Here is an 18,288-nt window from a genome sequence, read left to right as displayed (position 1 = left end):
GCTAAGGCGACTGCGCGATCAGGCCACGCAAGCCGCTGGCGCGCTGCGTGCGGCGCAAAATTGCGTCGAACAGCACCGCCTGCGTCGGCGATACCAGGGTAAAAAAGTCGCGCGCGCGCGTGATGCCGGTGTAGACCAGTTCGCGCGCCAGCATGGCGCCGCCCTCCTGCGGCAGCACCAGCACCGTGTGCCGAAATTCCGACCCCTGCGATTTGTGCACCGTCATGGCGAACGCCGTTTCCACCTGGCGCAAGCGGGTGGCCAGCACGCTGCGCACCTTGTCGCCTTCGAGGAAATACACGCGCAAGGAAGCAGGCCGCGACGGATCGCGCAAGGTCAGGCCGATATCGCCATTGAACACGCCGGTGCCGTAGTCATTGCGCGTGACCATCACGGGCCGGCCCACATACCATTCGGCGCGCCGTAGCAGGCCCTCCCTTTCGAGGCGCAGTTCGATCGCCGTATTCAGGCCCGCCACGCCCCACTCGCCGTCGCGCACGGCGCACAGGATGCGGAACGCCTCGAAGCTGCGCAGTACGCCGCGCACCCAGTCGTCATGATCAAAGTGACCTTCACTGCCCGCATTCACCAGTTCCAGGTAGGGCCGGTAGCCGCCCGGCGCGCCCTCGCGGCCCCCCAGGGCCAGGCGCAGCACCTCTTCCGGCTGGGCCGGCACCTTCCACGCCACCCTGCCTTCGGCGTCGTTGGCAAAACAGGCTTTCGCCAGGTCCGGCCGGCCATCGTTGACGGCCAGCGCCAATTCTCCGATCGGGCCGCCGAAGCGGTGGCTGTGGCGCAGCATCACCGTCTGCTGCGCCAGCGCGCCGGCATCGCCCGCAAAGCCGGCGGGAATTGCCACGCCGCTGGCTGCCTGCGCATAGGCGATGGTGGCCGCGTCGTAACCGCCCGCCTGCGCATCGTGGCACAGATCGCCCAGCACGGCGCCCGCCTCGACCGACGCCAGCTGGTCCTTGTCACCCAGCAGTATCAGGATGGCGGTGGGCGGCAGCGCGTCCAGCACCGACGCCATCATCTCCAGGTGCACCATCGACGCTTCGTCGACGATCAATACGTCCACGTCAAGCTGGTTGCCCGCATGGTGGGCAAACGCGCGCGTGCCGGGCCGCGCCCCCAGCAGGCTGTGCAGGGTGCGCGCGGCGCCCATGCGCTGCGCCAGGGCCAGCAAGGGCAGCGCATTGCCAGCCGCCGCGCCGACCTTCTTTGCCAGCCCCGCCAACGCCTGGTCGATCGACTGCTTCAGGCGCGCGGCCGCCTTGCCGGTGGGCGCGGCCAGCGCGATGCGCAGCTGCTCGGGCTGCGGCGAGACGGCAAACAGCAAGGTCAGCAGACTGGCCACCGTATACGTCTTGCCGGTACCCGGCCCGCCCGTGATGATGGCCACCTTGCCGCGCAGGGCGATGGCGCAGGCGACTTTTTGCCAGTCCGGCCCGCCGCCCTCCGGTGGCCGGTCGAACAGCACATCGAGCCACTGGCGCACCTGCGGCAATGGGGGCGCCACGACGGTGGCGGCGCGCGTGGCGATGGCCATGCCGACGGCCGTTTCATCGCGCCAGTAGCGGCGCAGATACAGGCGTTCGCCGTCGAGCACCAGCGGTTGCCGAGCGTCCACCATGTCAGCCACGCCGGCCGACCACACCTGCGGCGCCCTGGCCAGCAGCACGCACCAGTCTTCCAGGGTGGCGGGCAGCGGCCCGGAGACGGCCAGCACGGCCTGCCATTGCTCGTCCGTCCAGCCCATCAGCTGCGACGGCGCATGCGCCAGCTCAGCTAGCATCACGCAGCTGTGGCCGCGCCCTTCCAGCTCGGACAGCACCACGCAGGCGACCGCCAGCGCCGGCGCATCGGGCGCAGGCGCCTGGTCCTGTGCCAGGCTGCCGACAAAGCGCGCAAAGGCCGCGCCCAGGCGGCGCACCTGGCCGGTATCGGCCACGCCATCGAAAAAGGCCAGCAAGGGTTCCAGGGTGGTGCTATGCATGCGTCTCTTCCAGTAATTGATCCAGGCCGTCCAGCAGTTCCAGCTGCGGCGCCAGCCAGTAGCAGCCGTGCGTGTCCGGGTTGGCGATGCCGCGCAAGAACAGGAAAATCGCCCCGCCCAGCTGCTGCGCCGGATCGTAGTGTTCACCCAGCCGGCTTTTCAGCAGCCGGTGCAGCGCCAGCATATAGATGGCGCCCTGGATATCGTAGCGGTGCTGGGCCATGCCGGCCGCCAGCGCCTCAGTGTGGTAGCTCGCGTCGTTATTGCCCAGGGCATTCGATTTGTAGTCGAGCACCCAGTAGCGCCCTTCCCGCTCAATCACCAGGTCGGCAAAGCCCTTCAGCATGCCGTGCAGCTGGCGGCGCGGCAGCACCGGGCGCGGCGCGCCATCCAACAGCAAGCGCGTGCACAGCTGGTCGAGCGCCTCGGTGGCCAGGTGCTCGCTGGGGAACCAGAACTCCATCTCCGGCAAGGTGCTGTCCAGTTGCGCCAGGGAGGCGTCCAGCAGCGGCAGCGGCGTGATGGCCACCTCGCGCAGCCAGGCGATGGCGTCCTCCTGACGATTGCCCCAGCCGGCCCGCTCGCAGCGCGCAGCCAGGCGCGCATCGAAAGTGGCGTCATGCACGCAATCGAAGCCTTCGCCCCCCATCCATTCGAGCTGCTCGTGCAGGAAATTGCCGGGCATCGAGCCGCGCGGAAAACGGTGCCACGGCGCGTCGGCCGTGTGCGGCGCCGGCAGGCTGGGGACCGGCGCCACGCCTGTACCGTCTTCAAGCAAGGTTTCTTCCAGCGCCCGCTGCGGCACATGGCTGGCGATGGCGCCGATCTGGCGCGTCAGCGAGGTAAAGCTGCCGACCGACCAGTCGCGCTCGAAGCGGCCCGTGAATTGCGGCGCTTCGCGCAATTCGGGGCGGTGCTCGATGCGGTTCAACAAGGTGGCGGGCCCGGGCTGCGCCAGGCTGGAAATCGCGATCGCGTCGCAGCCGCCGCACACCTCGTGCCAGCGCTGCTGCAGCTGCTCGCCCGGCAGCTTGTCGCCGCCCGTCAGCAGATAGCCGAGCGCCGATTCGTGCAGGGTATTCTCGCCCGCCTTGCGCGCCGCCAGCGCGGCCACGCCCAGCCACAGAAAATGGCGCGCGCGCGTCAGCGCCACGTACAGCAGGCGCAAGTCTTCCTCGATGCGCGCTTCCTCGACAAAAGCCATCGCCTCGTCCGACAGCGACAGGTCCAGGTGGCGCTCGCCGTTCTCGTCCGCATAGTCGACAAAACTGCGGTTGCGCTTTTCGGCCTTGCGCGCCGTGACGGCGAACGGCAGGTAGACCAGCGGATATTCGAGACCCTTCGACTTGTGCACGGTGATCACTTTCACCAGCTCGGCGTCGCTTTCCAGCCGCAGCACGCGCTCGTCGCCGCTCTCGCCGCCGCCCTCGATCTGCTCGGCCAGCCAGCGTATCAGCGCCTGCTCGCCATCGAGCTGGCGGCTGGCCGATTGCAGCAGTTCGGCCAGGTGCAGCAGATTGGTCAGCCGGCGCTCGCCGCCCGTCTGCTGCAGCAGCATGGCCGGCAGTTGCAGCTCGTGGATAAAGCGGCGCAGCATGGCCAGCACGCCCTGGCGCTGCCAGATCAGGTGCAGCGCCTTCAGTTGCTCGATGCGGCGCTCCCATTCCAGCTCGTCGCTCGACAGGCGCGCCAGCTCGCCCAGCGGCAAGGCGATGGTGCGGGTGGCAAACGCGGCGCGCGCCAGGCCGCCATCGAGCGGATTGGCCAGCGCCGCCAGCCAGCGCAGGACATCGGCCGCTTCTTCGCTGTCGATCACGGAATCCTTGTCGGACAAATACACGCTGGCCACGCGCCGGCGCGCCAATGCGCGGCGGATCGCGCCGGCCTCCTTGCGGTCGCGCACCAGCACCGCGATATCGGCCGGCTGCAGGCGCGCAAAGCCATCGGGGCCGTCAAAACCCGCTTGCGCGTCGTTCAGCATGGCGACTATATGCTCGGCGCAGTGGTCGGCAAAATACGCGCGGTAAGTATCGCCGCGCAGCGACTCGTCGCTGGCGCAGGCGGCCAGCAGGGCCGGCAGCGCGCCGTCCGTATTCACCAGTTGTTCGTCGCGCCCCTTGGCAGCGACCGCCTCGAACGGCAGCGGATTGGCGTCCGGCGTGCGGTAGCGGAAGGCGCCCAACGGCACTTCGGGCCGCTCGGCATGTAAAAACAGCTGGTTGACGGCGGCCACCAGCGGCGCCGTCGAGCGGTAGTTGGTGCCCAGCTGGTAGTGGCGCCCCTCGGTAGCGCGGCGCGCCGCCAGGTAGCTTTGAATATCGGCGCCGCGAAAGCCGTAGATCGACTGTTTCGGGTCGCCGATCAGGAACAGTCCCTGGGCCGGGTCGTTGTCGGCAATCCGGTACAGCAGGTTGAAAATCTGGTACTGGGCGGGCGCCGTATCCTGGAATTCGTCGACCATCGCCAGCGGATATTGTTCCACGATGCGCTGGCGCAGCGCGGCGCCGTTCTCGCCGGCCAGCGCGTCGTGCAGGCGCTGCAGCATGTCGGCAAAGCCGAACTGGCGCGACTGGCGCTTGAGCTTGTCCATGCGGCGCGCGATCCTTGCCGCCGCGTGCAGGTGCAGGGTGTGCGCCAGCGGCGTGATGGCCGCCAGGTCACGCCCCAGTTGTTCGGTATGCTCGAAACATTCGGGCACGCTGGCCGTGAAGCTCTTGGCAAACGCGTCCTCGATGCCGGCGGGCGTCAAACGCTCCCAGGCCTTGGCGGTAATCGCCGGCATCAGCAGCAAGGGATCTTGCGCCCAGCGGCGCAGGCCGTCGAACCATTTCGCCAGGTTATCGGGCTTCATCTTGACGCCGTTGAAGCATTTGGGATTGGCGGCGCGGTGGCCGGCAATCCACGCTTCCATGGCGTTGGCGCGCGCGAGCCAGCCCTGCTTCAGGCCGGCCAGCTGCGCCCCCAAGGCCTGCTGTTCGCGGGCTATCAGCGACGACAAGGCTTCCTCGCCGCCGAGGCCCATCATGCCGGGCCGGCGCGCCAGTTCGCGCACGGCTTTTTTCAGCGCCGCCACATCGGGCCAGCAGTCGAGCAGCACGGCCAGCGCCTGCTCGCGCAGGGGGTAGACCTGCTGGCGCCAGTAATCGTGGGCCGCATCCTCGAACAGCGCCTGCTCGTCGCTGACCAGTTCTTCGTCGAACAGGCTGCCGCTGTCGAACGCGTGTTCGCGCAGCATGCGCTGGCACCAGGCGTCGATGGTGAAGATCGCCGCCTCGTCCATGGTCTCGGCGGCCAGCATCAGCCGGTGCGCCGCCTTTTGCCGCGCGCTGTCGTCCGGGTAGGAATCGAGCAGCGCGTCGAGAAAAGGATCGCTGCCATCGGACTCATTGCGGAAATAAGCGGCCGCCTCGATCAGGCGCTCGCGCACCCGGTTCGACAGCTCGCGCGTGGCGGCGCGGGTAAACGTCATCACCAGGATATCGGCCGGCAGCAGCGGGCGCGAAAAAGCCGTGTCTTCATCGCCGTGGCCCAATACCAGGCGCACATACAGCGCGGCGATGGTCCAGGTCTTGCCGGTGCCGGCGGACGCCTCGATCAGGCGCGAGCCGTGCAGCGGAAACGCCAGCGGGTTGAGCAGATGGCTGGTCATGGTTCTTCTCCCGCGCCGTCCGGCGCGCCTATCGGGTCCAGGGTGACATGCTCGCGCAGCCAGTCGGCCAGCGGGCCGTACAGCTCGCGCGTGCAGTCCTGCCACGCCTCTTCGGCCGCCAGCGCGGAAAACTCGGGCCAGAGGCGGGCCAGGCACAGTTCCTCGCGCTCGCCGCCAATCTCGAAGCCGCCGTCATACACGGCGCGCGGATCGCCCTCCTGCACCAGCGCCAGGCCCGTCTTGCAGGCCGTCGGCAGCGGGTGGTTCATGCCCTCGCGCCACAGCGCCAGCAAGGTGGCCAGCGCCGCGCGCGAGGCGGCCGGGTCGAGCGGCGCCATGCTGACGATGGCGTCGCGCGCCACCAGGTAGCCGGTGACGGGGAAACCGATCGCGGCGGCGGCCAGCTGGCGCAGCCACATCAGCATCAGCTTGTCGCCACGCGCCAGGCCGGACTTATCCATCACCTTGGACGAGATCTGCTCCAGCCAGGCCGTTTCACCGCCGTTGCCGCGCAATTTGTCGAGCCAGTCCTCGACCAGCAGCTCGCCGAACGGCAGCGCGATGGCGCGCTTGGCGGCCGCCTCGGGAAACGAGGCGCGCAAGGACAGCCAGGCGCTGCGCACCGGCACCAGCGCCTCGACCAGCTGCTCCTGCACTTGCCGGCCGATCAGGCCGATCGGCAGCACGCCTTCGCGCGCCAGCTTGTCGGCGCGCGCCTGCAAACCGGCGCGCACGTCCGCCAGCGCTTCCTGCGCGCCGCCATCATCGAGCATGGTGTCTTCCAGCAGATAACGCTCCAGGGCATTCAGGCCGAACGGTTCTTCGTCCTCGCCCAGCATGGCCGCGTCGGCAAAGTGCACGCTGAGGCGGCGGCGGAAAAAATACTTGACGGGCTGGCGCACGAAGCTGGCCAGCTCGCCCAGGCTCAGCCGGGTGCCAGGGTCGAGTTCATACGGCCCCAGCGCCAGCAGCTCGGGCGACTGGCCCGCATCGGCATGGGCGATCCGCCATTCGCCGGCATAGGTCAGCAAGCCGCCGTCTTCAAAATAGCGCCGGCTGAACGGCTGCAGCGCGTGCGCGGTGGTCAGCGTCGTCAAGTCACGGTCGAGCGACCAGCCGGCGGCCAGGTAGTCGCGCAGCTGCGATACCAGCACCGAAGGCGGCTGCTCGGAATTGTCGCGCACATTGCGCCCGACCCAGCTGACATACAATTTATCGCGCGCGGCCAGCAGGGCTTCGAGCATCAGGTAGCGGTCGTCGTCGCGGCGCGAGCGGTCGCCCGGGCGCGCCATGCCGGGCAGCGCCAACAAATCGAAATCGGCTTTCGGCGCGCGGCGCGGGAAGTCGCCGTCGTTCATGCCCAGCAGGCATACCACGCGAAACGGCACGGCGCGCATCGGCATCAGGGTGCAGAAGGTGACGCCACCGGAAACGAACTGGTGGTTCAGGGTCGGCTCGTCGAGCGCGCCCAGCCAGGCCACGCGCAAGACGTCCAGCGGCACCGTCTCGACAAAGCCCGCATGCTCGCAGGTTTCCAGCCAGCCCTGCAGCGCGCCTTCCAGCTGCGCCAGGGTCAGGCGGTCGCCCTCGTCGCCGGCCTCGAAAAAGCTCGCCAGCAGCGCCCTCGCCTGCACGCCCCATTGCGCCGGCGTGCGCGATTGCGCCAGCACGGCGCGCCAGTGCAGCAGCGCTTCGACCAGCTGCGCCAGCGAGCCCGCCAGCGCGGCGTCCAGGCCGCCGACTTCCGCATACGGCTCGATGCCGTCGAAACTGGCGCCGCTGCCACTGGCGTAGCCGAGCAGCATGCGCCGCACGCCGAAGATCCAGGCATTCTGCTCGCCGGCCGCGCCCAGGCCCAGGCCGGCGCGGTGTTCGCGGTCCAGGCCCCAGCGCACGCCGGCCCCTTCGATCCACGCGCCCAGGGTGTCGAGATCGTCGCCCTGCAGGCCGAAGCGCGCGGCCAGCGCCGGCACGTCGAGCAGGTCGCGCACCTCGCTCTGGCGGCAACGCTGCAGCGGCAGTTGCAGCAGCCATTCCAGGGCGACCAGCAGCGGATTGACGCTGCGGTCCTTGACGTCGCCGATCTCGAACGGAATAAAGCGTGCGTCCGTGCGGCGGTGCTGGCCGAAGACGGCGTGGATCGCCGCCGTGAACACATCGATATCGGGCACCATCACCACCACGTCGCGCGGGCGCAGGCCGGTCTGGCCGCTGTGCGCAAACATGGCCAGCAGCTGGTCGTGCAGCACCTCGACTTCGCGCTGCACGCTGTGCGTGACGTGGAATTCGATCGAGCGGTCATCCTCCTCGGGCGGCACTTGCTCATGTTCGGCCAGGGGACGCAGTTCGCGGATGGCGACCTGCACCTGCTGTAATAACGTGACGCCCTGTTCGTCGCCGAACAGGTCGATGCGCAGGCTGTGGTCGCGCCCTTCGGCGTGCGCCTGTTCGTCGAATTCGTCGAGCATGCGGATAAAGTCGCGCCCCTGCCGGCCCCAGCTGGCCAGCAGCGGATGGCTGTGCGCATGCAGTTCTTCCAGCGGCAGCTGCGCCAGATCCTGGCCGTTGCGCTGCTGCTGGCGCTTGTAGCTGGCGCGCAGCAGGTCGCGCCCTTCGATAATGTCACCCCAGTAGTACTGGCAGGGGTTGGGCACGGCCAGCACCACCTGCGTGTGGCGCGCCAGCGCCGCCAGCGCCTGCAGGGTTTGATACGGCAAGGCCGACACGCCGAACAGCACCACGCGGCGCGGCAGCTTGCCGGCAGGCAGTTCGCCGGCGGCGATCGCCGCCAGAAAGGCGTCGTGGATATCGGCGCGGCCCGTGTCGCGCTCGAACGCCTCGACGTCGGCGTTGACGGCGCGCCACAGCTGCGGCTGCCACAACTGCTCTTCCTTGAGTTCGATCGCTTCGCCGCGCGCCGTTTTCAGCACATTGCGCCCGGCCGCCCAGTCGGCCAGCCAGTCGGCGCGGTACACCTGGTACTGGTCGAACAGATCGGCCAGGCGTTCGGCCAGCTGCAGCCGCCGTTCGCAATCGCCATCGGCCAGGAAGTAGCGCAGCGGCGCAAAAACAGGGTCGGCCAGCAGGGACGGCAGCAGCCGCATCAGACGCCAGGTGAGCGGAGATTTATCGAACGGCGACACGCGCGGCACGCGCTCGCGGCCCAGCATGCCGCGGTAGCTTTCCCACAGCAGGCGCGCCGGCAGGGCGATGCGGGTGGCGGCGCAGACTCCCATTTCCTCGGCCAGCGCGATTTTCAGCCATTCGGCCACGCCGTTCGACTGCACCAGGAAGATATCGGTTTCCAGCGGCGCCAGCGGATGATTGCGCAGCCACTGGAAGACGGCGGCGCGCAGGTGTTCCAGCTGGTTGCCGTGCAAAATCAACAGGCCAGGCGTGATGGGAGTGTGCATGCGATGAGGTTCAGGGTGGGCCAGCGCCTATTATCGCCGCTGCCTGCGTCAGGTGGTGTCGCTGTTGGCAAAATCGAGGGAAATTTGTTCGGCCACCTGCGCCAGCGCCGGCCCCATGGCCGCCATCAGCGCGCGCGCCTGCGGCAGGTCGCCGCCATGGCGCAAGCCTTCCAGCGCCAGGCACAGGGCCGCGAATGCATTCGCGCCGACAGCCAGCGCCGACGACTTGGTGCGGTGGCCCAGGTCGGCCAGGCGCTTCAGGTCTTCCAGCGCCAGCGCCTGCTCCATTTCGGCCAGGCCGTCGCGCGCCGTGTCGAGGAACAGCTGGGCGTACTTGCGCATCTTGACGGGATCGTTGCTGAAGGTCAGCGACAGCGCCGCCACGTCGAGCACCGCGGCGTCGCGCGCGCCACCGGCCGGCGTCACGGCAGATGGCGCCTGCACGACGATGCCGCCACGCCGGCGCAGCCATTTGGCCAGCAGCTGGAACAGCAGCATGGGCGCGATCGGCTTGGTGAGGAATTCATCCATGCCCGCCTCCAGGCAGCGCACCCGGTCTTCGCTGCCGGCATTGGCCGTCATGGCGATCACCAGGAGGCCCGCCAGCAGCGGATCGGCGCGGATGCGGCGGGTCGCCTCGAAGCCATCCATCTCGGGCATCTGCACGTCCATCAGCACGCAGTCATAGCTTTGCCGGGCCAGCAGTTCCAGCGCCTCGCGGCCGTTATTGGCCACGCGCACGATGGCGCCCGCGTCTTCCAGCAGTTCGCAGCCCACCTGCTGGCTGAACAGATTGTCTTCCACCAGCAGGATGGAGGCGCCCCGTATCACGTCCAGCAGCGGCGGCTCGCCCGCGCCGCCGCTGTCTTCCGGCGCGCCCGCGTACTTGTCCAGGCGGGCCGTAAACCAGAAGGTGCTGCCCAGCCCCGGCTGGCTGTGCACGCCCACCTCGCCGCCCATCAGCTCGGCCAGCTGCTTGCTGATCACCAGCCCCAGGCCGCTGCCGCCATATTTGCGCGTGGTCGACGCGTCGGCCTGGTGGAAGGAGCGGAACAGCTGCGCCACTTCTTCCGGGCTCATGCCGATGCCGCTGTCCTGCACCTCGAAGCGCAGCATGGCCTGGCGGCCGCCCTCCGCGTCCATGCGCACGCGCACGTACACATGGCCGCTGTCGGAAAACTTGATGGCGTTGTTGGTCAGGTTCAGCAAGACCTGTTCGAGCCGCAGGGCGTCGCCGCACCAGCGCTGCGGCAAGTCGCGCGCAATGTCGAAATGCAGATGCAGTGGCTTGGCGGCGGCCGCCTCGCCGAGCTGGCTGGAGATATTCGCCAGCAGGGTATCGAGCCGGAACTGCTTGACCTCCAGTTCCAGCTTGCCCGCCTCGATCTTGGAAAAGTCGAGGATATCGTTGATCAGGCCCAGCAGGTGCTGGCCTGAATGGTAGATTTTCTGCAGGTAGTCGCGCTGGCGCGCATCGGCCACCGATTTCAGGGCCAGGTGGGCCATGCCGATAATGCTGTTCATCGGCGTGCGGATTTCATGGCTCATGTTCGACAGGAAGTCGCTCTTGGCCTGGCTGGCCGCGTCCGCGCGCTCCTTGAGCTGGTGCAGTTCGGTCACGTCGGTGGACAGGCCGATCAGGCCGGTCACGGCGCCCGGCGGGCCCATCGGCACTTTGACGCTCCACAGGTGATGCACCTTGCCGTGCAGGTCGACAAAGCGTTCCTCGCCGACGAACTTGACGCCGGTGGCGCAGATCTGCTGCTCGCGGGCATGGAAAGTCGCCGCCAGTTCCTCTCCGATCAGCTCGCCCGCCTGGCGCCCGAGGACCTGCTCGATGGGCCGCTCGAGGATCTCCAGCATGCGCGCATTGACATAACGAAAGCGCAGGTTTTCGTCCTTCACGACGACATACGCATCGACACTGTCGAGGACTGATTCCAGCATGGCGCGCTGGGCCATGGCATTGCGCCGCGACAGATACAGGGTCAGCATGTAGCCATAGGCCAGCAAGGTGCCGGCCACGCCCACGGCCAGCGCCAGCGCCGGCAGATAGCGGTCGAAGCTGCTGTAGAGCTCGCTCTTGCGCACGCGGAAATGGGCTTTCCACAAGCCGCCGTGGTATTCGATCGGCAGCAACTGGTCAAAATACGCGGCGTCCTGGCCAGGTTGGGGAGGGCTTGCCGCCAGTTCGCCGTTATCGTTGAACAGCAACCGGTCGTGGGGCGTGAGCTGCAGTTCGCCGGTGGTCGCAAACGGCCCGGGCGCGCTGTACAGGGTCAGGTGCAGCGGCTGCAGGGCATTGCCTTCCAGCGCGCTGCGCACCAGTTGCGCCACGCCGAAGCCGATCCCGACCGAGCCCTTGTAGGCGGCGCGGCGCTCGGCCACGGTGGCGCGCGGCATGCCGTTGCGGTACACCGGCAGGCGCATGCCCAGGCCGATGCGCGCCGGCGGCCCCTTGATCAGGATCACCTGGCCCGAAGCGCTGATCTCGCCGCTGTCGCGCGCCTGCGCCAGCGCCTGCGCAATGGCCGGATTGGCGCCGATATCGACGCCCTGGCGCTCGGCCACCAGCGAATCGGGCTCGAGGAAGGTCAGCACGGTGTAGTCGGCGCGCTGGCCCGGCGGGCGGATATTGAAGGCGGGATAACCGCCCGCCACCAGGCTGTCGTCGGCGCGCACGGCGGCGACAAAGGCATCGCGCTGGGCGGCACTGACGGCCACCGCATAGTTGAGCGATTCGACGGCGGGAAACTGGCGCGCGATATCGAGCCCGGACACATAATCGTGGAACTGCTTGCGCGTCAGCTTCTCGTTGGTGCGGAACAGCGACTCCATGCCGCGCAGCAGGTCGGAATAACTTTTCACGCGCGCCGCAAGACTCTGCTGGGCGCTGTAGGCAAGGTTGTCGAAACGCTGGCGCGCATCATCGTTGATGGTGCGCCGCGCCCCCGCATACAGGGCGCCGCCGATAACGACCGCCAGCAGCAAGCCGCCGGCCCATATCCTGACCTGTGATACCGTCCAGCCCTTGTTCAGAGTATGCATTGTCGATCGCTTGTTCCGGTTCCTCGGCCTGCGGGCATAACGCCCCGCTCGTCATGAGGATACTATCAAAGCTTGCCGACGATGCGCACACGGCGAAAAAAATGCCGGCTTATCGCGCCGCCGCCACAGGCAGCGCATGGGCGCCACCATGCGCGTCCCAGGCGTCGGCGCAGCGCACCACTTCGCCCACCACGATGATGCTGGGGCTGCCCAGGCCGCTGGCCTGCAGGGCTGGCGGCAAATCCTGCAAGGTGCTCAGCAACTGGCGCTGCGCGTCCAGGCTGGCCGATTGCACCACGGCCACCGGCGTGCCGGGCGCCATGCCGCCGGCCAGCAGGCCCGCCTGGATCGCCGCCACGCGCGCCACGCCCATGTAGATCACCAGGGTCAGCCCGCTTTGCGCCAGCGCCGCCCAGTTCGGTTCGGAGGCCGCATCCTTGCCGTGGCCGGTGACAAAAATCGCGCCCTGGCTCCAGCCGCGGTGCGTCAGCGGCACGCCGATGGCCGACGGCGCGGCCAGGCCGCTGCTGATGCCGGGCACCACCTCGACCCGCACGCCATGGCCGCGCAGGTAGGCGCGCTCTTCGCCGCCGCGCCCGAACAGATAGGGGTCGCCGCCTTTCAGGCGCACCACATGCAGGCCGGCACGTGCTTCCGCCAGCATCAGCCTTTCGATGAATGCCTGCGGCGTCGAGGCGCAGCCGCCGCGCTTGCCCACTTCCACCACCCGCACGCCGGGCGCCGCATGGGCCAGGATGGCCGGGTTGACCAGGTCGTCGATCAGCACCACGTCGGCCGACGCGATGGCCTTGACCGCCTTGATGGTCAGCAGATCCGGGTCGCCGGGACCGGCGCCCACCAGGGTAACGTAGCCTTGTGCCATGATAAATCTCCTGCTTTCAGTCAAACTTCAAAAAAAGTGGCGGATCGCGAACGAGGCCGCGTACTGTTCGGGATTGCTGCCGTCCCACAGCACGCCATCGCACAGGGTCGAGCTGCGCATCAGGCCGATTGGTACCGGCGTGCCCGTCATTTCCGCCGCCTGGCGGTACAAGTCCAGGCGCGTGACGTGGCCGGCGACCGCCAGGTAATCGGGTTCGTCGCGCAGCAGGCCCCAGCGCCGGTGCTGGGTCATGAACCACATGCCGTCGGACAGATACGGAAAATTGACGGCGCCGTCGCCATGGAAGCGCAAGCCATGTTGCTCGTTCCAGCACTTGCCCAGGCCATCGCAATAGTGGCCGAGGATGCGCGGCGCCAGCAGTTCCTGCGGCGTATTCAGGTAGGCGGGGCCGGCCAGGATGGCGGCCATCCGCAGCCGGTTGCTGTCACTCGCATCGATCCAGCGCCCCGCTTCGAGCACGGCGGCGATCAGCGCGCGGCAGGTGTTCGGATGCTGCCGCGCAAACGCGGCACTGGTGCCCAGTACCTTGCCCGGGTGATCGGGCCAGATGGCGCCGCTGGTGGTGGCCGTCACGCCGACGCCGTCGGCAATCGCCTTGCCGCCCCATGGCTCGCCGGCACAAAAGCCGTCCAGCTGGCCGGCGCGCAGGGCCGCCACCATCTGCGACGGCGGCACCGTCATCACGCGCGCATCGCGCACCGGATCGATGCCGTGCGCGGCCAGCCAGTATTGCAGCAGCATCGCATGGTTGCCGGTCGGGAAAGTATGCGCAAAGACATAAGGACGTCCGGCGCTGCCCAGCTGGCGCGCCAGCGACGCGCCATCGACCGCGCCGGCCCGCGCCAGGTCCGCCGACAAGGCCACCGATTGCCCGTTATGGTTCAGATTCATCAGCACGGCCATGTCATGCTGCTGGCCGCCGATCCCCATCTGCACGCCGAACACCAGGCCGTACAGCACATGGGCGGCATCAAGCTCGCCATTGCCCAGCTTGTCGCGCACGCCGGCCCACGAGGTCTCGCGGCTCAGCTCGATCTTGATGCCGTATTGTTCGTCAAAACCCAGTTCCGCCGCCATGATCAGCGAGGCGCAGTCCGTCAGTGGCAGATAGCCTATCCTGACCACGTGTTTTTCAGGCTGCGTCCATCGCATGTGACCACCCGCTTGCTCAGTCATACCATTCCTTGCTGAAAAGTCTGCCGTGTCGCGCGGCATTCAAAAATAATGCACTGTATTGGTGCGTCGCACCACAATGAGCTGGCCGGCCGGCATCGACCTGTCATCCCAGCAAGTCCTCCACATCCAGGATGCGCTGGGCAATCTCGGCCAGCTTCAGCTTCTTGTTCATGGCCATGGTGCGCAGGCGCTGGTAGGCCTGCTCTTCCGTCAGGCCGTGATGCGTCATCAACAGGCCCTTGGCCCGCTCGATCACTTTGCGCTCCGCCAGCTTGTGGCGCGTGTCATCGAGTTCGGCGCGCAGCTTTTCTTCCTGGCGAAAACGCGACAGCGCCACGTTCAGCACCGGCGCGATGCGTTCTGCCTGCAGGCCGGCCACGATATAGGCCGACACCCCGGCCGCCATGGCCGCGTCGATGCTGGCGGTGGCGCCGTCTTCGGTGAACAGCACGATGGGGCGGCGCTCGTCACGGGTGGCGATGACGATATGCTCGAGTACGTCGCGCGCGTCCGATTCGGCGTCGATAATGATCAGGTCGGGCTGGAGTTGCGCAATGCGCTCGGGGAGGTAGAGGTCGGCAGGCAGCGAGGCGATGATGTCATAGCCCGCTTCCAGCAGGCCGATACGCAGGGCATTGCCGCGCTGCGCCTGGGCGGCCAGCGCGCTATCCGTGTGCGCGGCGTGGTCGACTATCGTATTGACGACCACGATGCGCAAAGGACGCTCGGAAAGACTAGGGGTACGGCTGGACGTCATGGGCTATTCTGCTTTGGCTGACAAGTAGCCAAAGCAGTAAGCAAGAATCAAACCAGCTGCTTACTTCAGAGTCGGCATGGCAAATTCGGCGCCCGCTGCGGTCGATGCCGGCCAGCGCTGGGTAACGGCTTTCTGCTTGGTATAGAAGCGCACCGATTCCGGGCCGTGCGCATGGTGGTCGCCAAACAGGCTGCGTTTCCAGCCGCCAAAACTGTGGAAGGCCATCGGCACGGGAATCGGCACATTGACGCCCACCATCCCGACCTGCACCCGGTGCGTGTATTCGCGCGCCGTATTGCCGTCGCGCGTGTAGATGGCCGTGCCGTTGCCGTATTCATGGGCGTTGACCAGGTCCAGCGCGGTGGCGAAATCGGGCACGCGCACGATGCACAAGACCGGGCCGAAGATCTCTTCCTTGTAGATGGTCATGTCCGGCGTCACATGGTCGAACAGGCTGCCACCCAGGAAAAAGCCGTTTTCATGGCCGGGCAAGACAAACCCGCGGCCGTCGGCGACCAGCTTGGCGCCTTCTTGCACACCGGTGGCGATATAGCCGCTGATCTTATCCTTGTGCACTTGCGTGACCACCGGGCCCATTTCAGCCGCCAGGTCCATGCCCTGCGTGATTTTGAGTTCGGCGATGCGCGGCAGCAAGGCTTCCACCAGCTGGTCGCCCACATTGCCGACCACCACCACCACCGAAATGGCCATGCAGCGCTCGCCGGCCGAACCGAATGCCGCGCCCATCAAGGCGTCCACGGTTTGTGGAAGATCGGCGTCGGGCATCACCACCATATGGTTTTTCGCGCCGCCCAGCGCCTGCACCCGCTTGCCCTGCGCACAGCCGGTGGCGTAGATGTATTCGGCGATCGGGGTCGAACCGACAAAGCTGACGGCGCGCACGTCCGGGTGGTGCAGCAGGCCATCGACGGCTTCCTTGTCGCCTTGCACCACATTGAACACGCCGTCCGGCAGGCCCGCTTCCGTGAGCAGTTTTGCCAGCAGCAGACTGGCCGACGGATCGCGCTCCGACGGTTTCAGCACAAACGTGTTGCCGCAGGCAATCGCCATCGGGAACATCCACATCGGCACCATCACCGGGAAGTTAAACGGGGTAATCCCCACGCACACACCGAGCGCCTGGCGGATCGACCAGGCGTCGATGCCGCCGGCGACCTGTTCACTGTATTCACCCTTCATCATCTGCGGGATGCCGCAGGCAAATTCCACCACTTCGATACCGCGCGTCACTTCGCCCTTGGCATCCGTAAACACCTTGCCGTGCTCGGCCGTGATCAAGGCCGCCAGTTCATCGGAATGGGTTTCCAGCAATTCCTTGAACTTGAACATGACCCGGGCGCGGCGCAGCGGCGAGGTCTGCGACCAAGCGGGAAAGGCGGTGTGGGCGGCCGCCACGGCGGCGTTCAGCTCGCTGGAGTTTGCCAGCGCAACCCTGGCGGTGATTGCTCCGGTGGCGGGATTGAAGACGTCGCTGCTGCGCTCGGAACGCGACGCCATCGCGCTGCCACCGATAAAGTGGCCAATTGTCGGGGTTGTCATTGTTTTTCCTTGGTTATTTCGTCATCAGCCATTCATGGGCCGGATCGTTTTTAAAATGCCAGACCCGTTTCGGGCCGGCCATCACATTCAGGTAGTAGCCATCGTAGCCATACGGCACGGTGACCGGGTGGTAGCCGCGCGGCACCATCACCACATCGTGGTTTTCCACCGCCAGCGCCTGGTCGATGCTGCGGTCGTCCGTGTACACGCGCTGGTAGGCAAAGCCCTGCTCGGGATTCAGCCGGTGGTAATAGGTTTCCTCCAGCGAACTCTCTGTGGGGATATTGTCGTTATCGTGCTTGTGCGGCGGATAGCTCGACGAGTGCCCCGATGGTGTCACCACCTCGACCACCAGCAAGCCATCGGCTTCTTCCGTCTGCGGCAGGATGTCGCACACATAGCGGGTGTTGGCGCCCCTGCCGCGCACCGAGCGCGTCATGGTATGCGGATCAATCAGGCGGGCCGGACGGTCGGACGTGCCCGGCGCGCTGCACAAGCCGATTTCCGCGTTGCCGGTGGCGATGATATTGACCCGCATGCGGCGCGGCACATACACGGCCGCCGGCGCGCGGTCTTCGAACACGCTCTGCCGTTCGCCGATGTTTTCCCAGCGCTGCTCGCCCGCCTTGACCGTTACCGTGCCGGTCAAGACCACGATGCACAGCTCGCGGCCATCGGTTTCCAGGCTGATCTGTTCGCCCGCCGCCAGCCGGTGCGCGGCAAAGCCGACATGGGTCCAACCGGCCGATGCGGGCGTCACCTCGACGATTTTTCCAGCGGCTTTATTGGCCTTGACCAGCAAGCTGTTCATGCGGCCTCCCGGCCCAACAAGGGGATTTCGTGCACTAACTTTGCCAGGTAATCGTGGCCCATCTTGGCGTACTGGTAGCTGGGCGCCACGGCCGGGTCCTGCTCCGCCTCCACCACCAGCCAGCCCTGATAGCCATGGCGGTACAAGGCGGTGAGAATGCCCGGAAAATCGATGCTGCCGTCGCCGGGCACGCTGAAAGCGCCATTGATCACGGCCTGCAGGAAACTCCAGTGGCCATTCCTCGCCAGCTTGATCACGTTCGGCCGCACATCCTTGCAGTGCACATGGCAGATGCGGGCTATGTGCTTCGTTAAAACCGTCAAGGCGTCGCCGCCGCCAAAGGTGATATGGCCGGTATCGAACAGCAAGCCCACTTCCTCACCCGTGAGCGCCATCAGCTGGTCGACATCGGCCGGCGACTCCACATAGGCGCCCATATGGTGGTGGTAGGCCAGGCGCACGCCGTGGTCCAGCAGGTGTTTCGCAAACACCGTCAATTTGTCGGCGTAATCCTGCCATGCTTGCTGCGACTGGAAGCGCGGACGTTTATAGAGCGGCCGTGCTTCACCCTGGATCGCGTCGGCCACTTCGCCATACACCATCACGGTGGCGCCGCTGTCGGCCAGCAGCCGCAAATGCGGACCGACGGCGGCGATTTCCTCTTCCGCCGAGCGGCTGGCCAGGCGGCCCGAATACCAGCCCGACACGCAGGCCAGGTCGTATTTGCCGAGCACGGCGCGCAAGGCCGACGATTCTTTCGGAAACTTGTTGCCCAGCTCAAAGCCGGCATAGCCGATCTCGGCGCCCTCTTTCAAGGCGGTTTCCAACGGCGTCTCGCCGCCCAGCGACGGCAGGTCGTCGTTCATCCAGGAGATCGGGTTGATGCCGATTTTTACGTTCCATGTGTTCATTTTGCTTGTCCTTGGCGATCAAGTTCATAACGGGCGCGTGCCGCTTGCACGCCGGGCTGGGTC

Annotated in this window: 10 protein-coding genes; all 10 read right to left on the bottom strand. The window is 66.9% G+C overall.

Going from position 1 to position 18,288, the window contains the following annotated elements; translation table 11 throughout:
* Window position 1 precedes the first annotated feature (1 nt).
* Window positions 2–1,996, bottom strand: coding sequence for an exodeoxyribonuclease V subunit alpha (recD, locus tag ACP7B7_RS09735; RefSeq protein ID WP_426076542.1), 1,995 nt, complete (start codon window positions 1,994–1,996; stop codon window positions 2–4).
* Window positions 1,989–5,645, bottom strand: coding sequence for an exodeoxyribonuclease V subunit beta (gene recB / locus ACP7B7_RS09730; protein WP_426076541.1), 3,657 nt, complete (start codon window positions 5,643–5,645; stop codon window positions 1,989–1,991). Before recB ends, recD begins: the two co-directional genes overlap by 8 nt.
* Complete coding sequence (recC, locus tag ACP7B7_RS09725; RefSeq protein WP_426076540.1) at window positions 5,642–9,058, bottom strand: exodeoxyribonuclease V subunit gamma; 3,417 nt, start codon at window positions 9,056–9,058, stop codon at window positions 5,642–5,644. The genes recB and recC overlap by 4 nt, the downstream gene beginning before the upstream one ends.
* 48 nt (window positions 9,059–9,106) lie before the next feature.
* Window positions 9,107–12,106 (bottom strand): CHASE domain-containing protein, encoded by a 3,000-nt coding sequence (locus ACP7B7_RS09720; protein WP_426076539.1) that lies wholly within the window; start codon window positions 12,104–12,106, stop codon window positions 9,107–9,109.
* Between the two features lie 109 nt (window positions 12,107–12,215).
* Window positions 12,216–12,989, bottom strand: coding sequence for a uroporphyrinogen-III C-methyltransferase (cobA, locus tag ACP7B7_RS09715; RefSeq protein WP_426076538.1), 774 nt, complete (start codon window positions 12,987–12,989; stop codon window positions 12,216–12,218).
* 27 nt (window positions 12,990–13,016) lie between these two features.
* Window positions 13,017–14,186, bottom strand: coding sequence for a CmpA/NrtA family ABC transporter substrate-binding protein (locus ACP7B7_RS09710; protein ID WP_426076537.1), 1,170 nt, complete (start codon window positions 14,184–14,186; stop codon window positions 13,017–13,019).
* A 103-nt stretch (window positions 14,187–14,289) separates the two neighbouring features.
* Window positions 14,290–14,943 (bottom strand): ANTAR domain-containing response regulator, encoded by a 654-nt coding sequence (locus tag ACP7B7_RS09705; RefSeq protein ID WP_426076536.1) that lies wholly within the window; start codon window positions 14,941–14,943, stop codon window positions 14,290–14,292.
* 60 nt (window positions 14,944–15,003) lie between these two features.
* Complete coding sequence (locus ACP7B7_RS09700; RefSeq protein WP_426076535.1) at window positions 15,004–16,503, bottom strand: CoA-acylating methylmalonate-semialdehyde dehydrogenase; 1,500 nt, start codon at window positions 16,501–16,503, stop codon at window positions 15,004–15,006.
* A gap of 13 nt (window positions 16,504–16,516) precedes the next feature.
* A complete protein-coding gene (gene iolB / locus ACP7B7_RS09695; RefSeq protein ID WP_426076534.1) occupies window positions 16,517–17,314 on the bottom strand; it encodes a 5-deoxy-glucuronate isomerase in 798 nt (265 codons plus the stop codon).
* On the bottom strand, window positions 17,311–18,225 hold the full coding sequence (iolE, locus tag ACP7B7_RS09690) for a myo-inosose-2 dehydratase (protein WP_426076533.1): 915 nt from the start codon (window positions 18,223–18,225) through the stop codon (window positions 17,311–17,313). The genes iolB and iolE overlap by 4 nt, the downstream gene beginning before the upstream one ends.
* Window positions 18,226–18,288: the final 63 nt, after the last annotated feature.

Origin of the sequence: Janthinobacterium sp. PSPC3-1 (genome assembly GCF_049896105.1) — a bacterium.
Classification (GTDB): Bacteria; Pseudomonadota; Gammaproteobacteria; order Burkholderiales; family Burkholderiaceae_D; genus Janthinobacterium.
Note: the sequence above shows the minus strand (reverse complement) of the source record. Positions and strands in the feature narration are given on the sequence as shown.

What these genes read in the sequence shown, in the direction of transcription:
- recD (WP_426076542.1), bottom strand. Translation starts at nt 1,996, where the DNA reads ATGCATAGCACCACCCTGGAACCCTTGCTGGCCTTTTTCGATGGCGTG.
- recB (WP_426076541.1), bottom strand. Translation starts at nt 5,645, where the DNA reads ATGACCAGCCATCTGCTCAACCCGCTGGCGTTTCCGCTGCACGGCTCG.
- recC (WP_426076540.1), bottom strand. Translation starts at nt 9,058, where the DNA reads ATGCACACTCCCATCACGCCTGGCCTGTTGATTTTGCACGGCAACCAG.
- ACP7B7_RS09720 (WP_426076539.1), bottom strand. Translation starts at nt 12,106, where the DNA reads ATGCATACTCTGAACAAGGGCTGGACGGTATCACAGGTCAGGATATGG.
- cobA (WP_426076538.1), bottom strand. Translation starts at nt 12,989, where the DNA reads ATGGCACAAGGCTACGTTACCCTGGTGGGCGCCGGTCCCGGCGACCCG.
- ACP7B7_RS09710 (WP_426076537.1), bottom strand. Translation starts at nt 14,186, where the DNA reads ATGACTGAGCAAGCGGGTGGTCACATGCGATGGACGCAGCCTGAAAAA.
- ACP7B7_RS09705 (WP_426076536.1), bottom strand. Translation starts at nt 14,943, where the DNA reads ATGACGTCCAGCCGTACCCCTAGTCTTTCCGAGCGTCCTTTGCGCATC.
- ACP7B7_RS09700 (WP_426076535.1), bottom strand. Translation starts at nt 16,503, where the DNA reads ATGACAACCCCGACAATTGGCCACTTTATCGGTGGCAGCGCGATGGCG.
- iolB (WP_426076534.1), bottom strand. Translation starts at nt 17,314, where the DNA reads ATGAACAGCTTGCTGGTCAAGGCCAATAAAGCCGCTGGAAAAATCGTC.
- iolE (WP_426076533.1), bottom strand. Translation starts at nt 18,225, where the DNA reads ATGAACACATGGAACGTAAAAATCGGCATCAACCCGATCTCCTGGATG.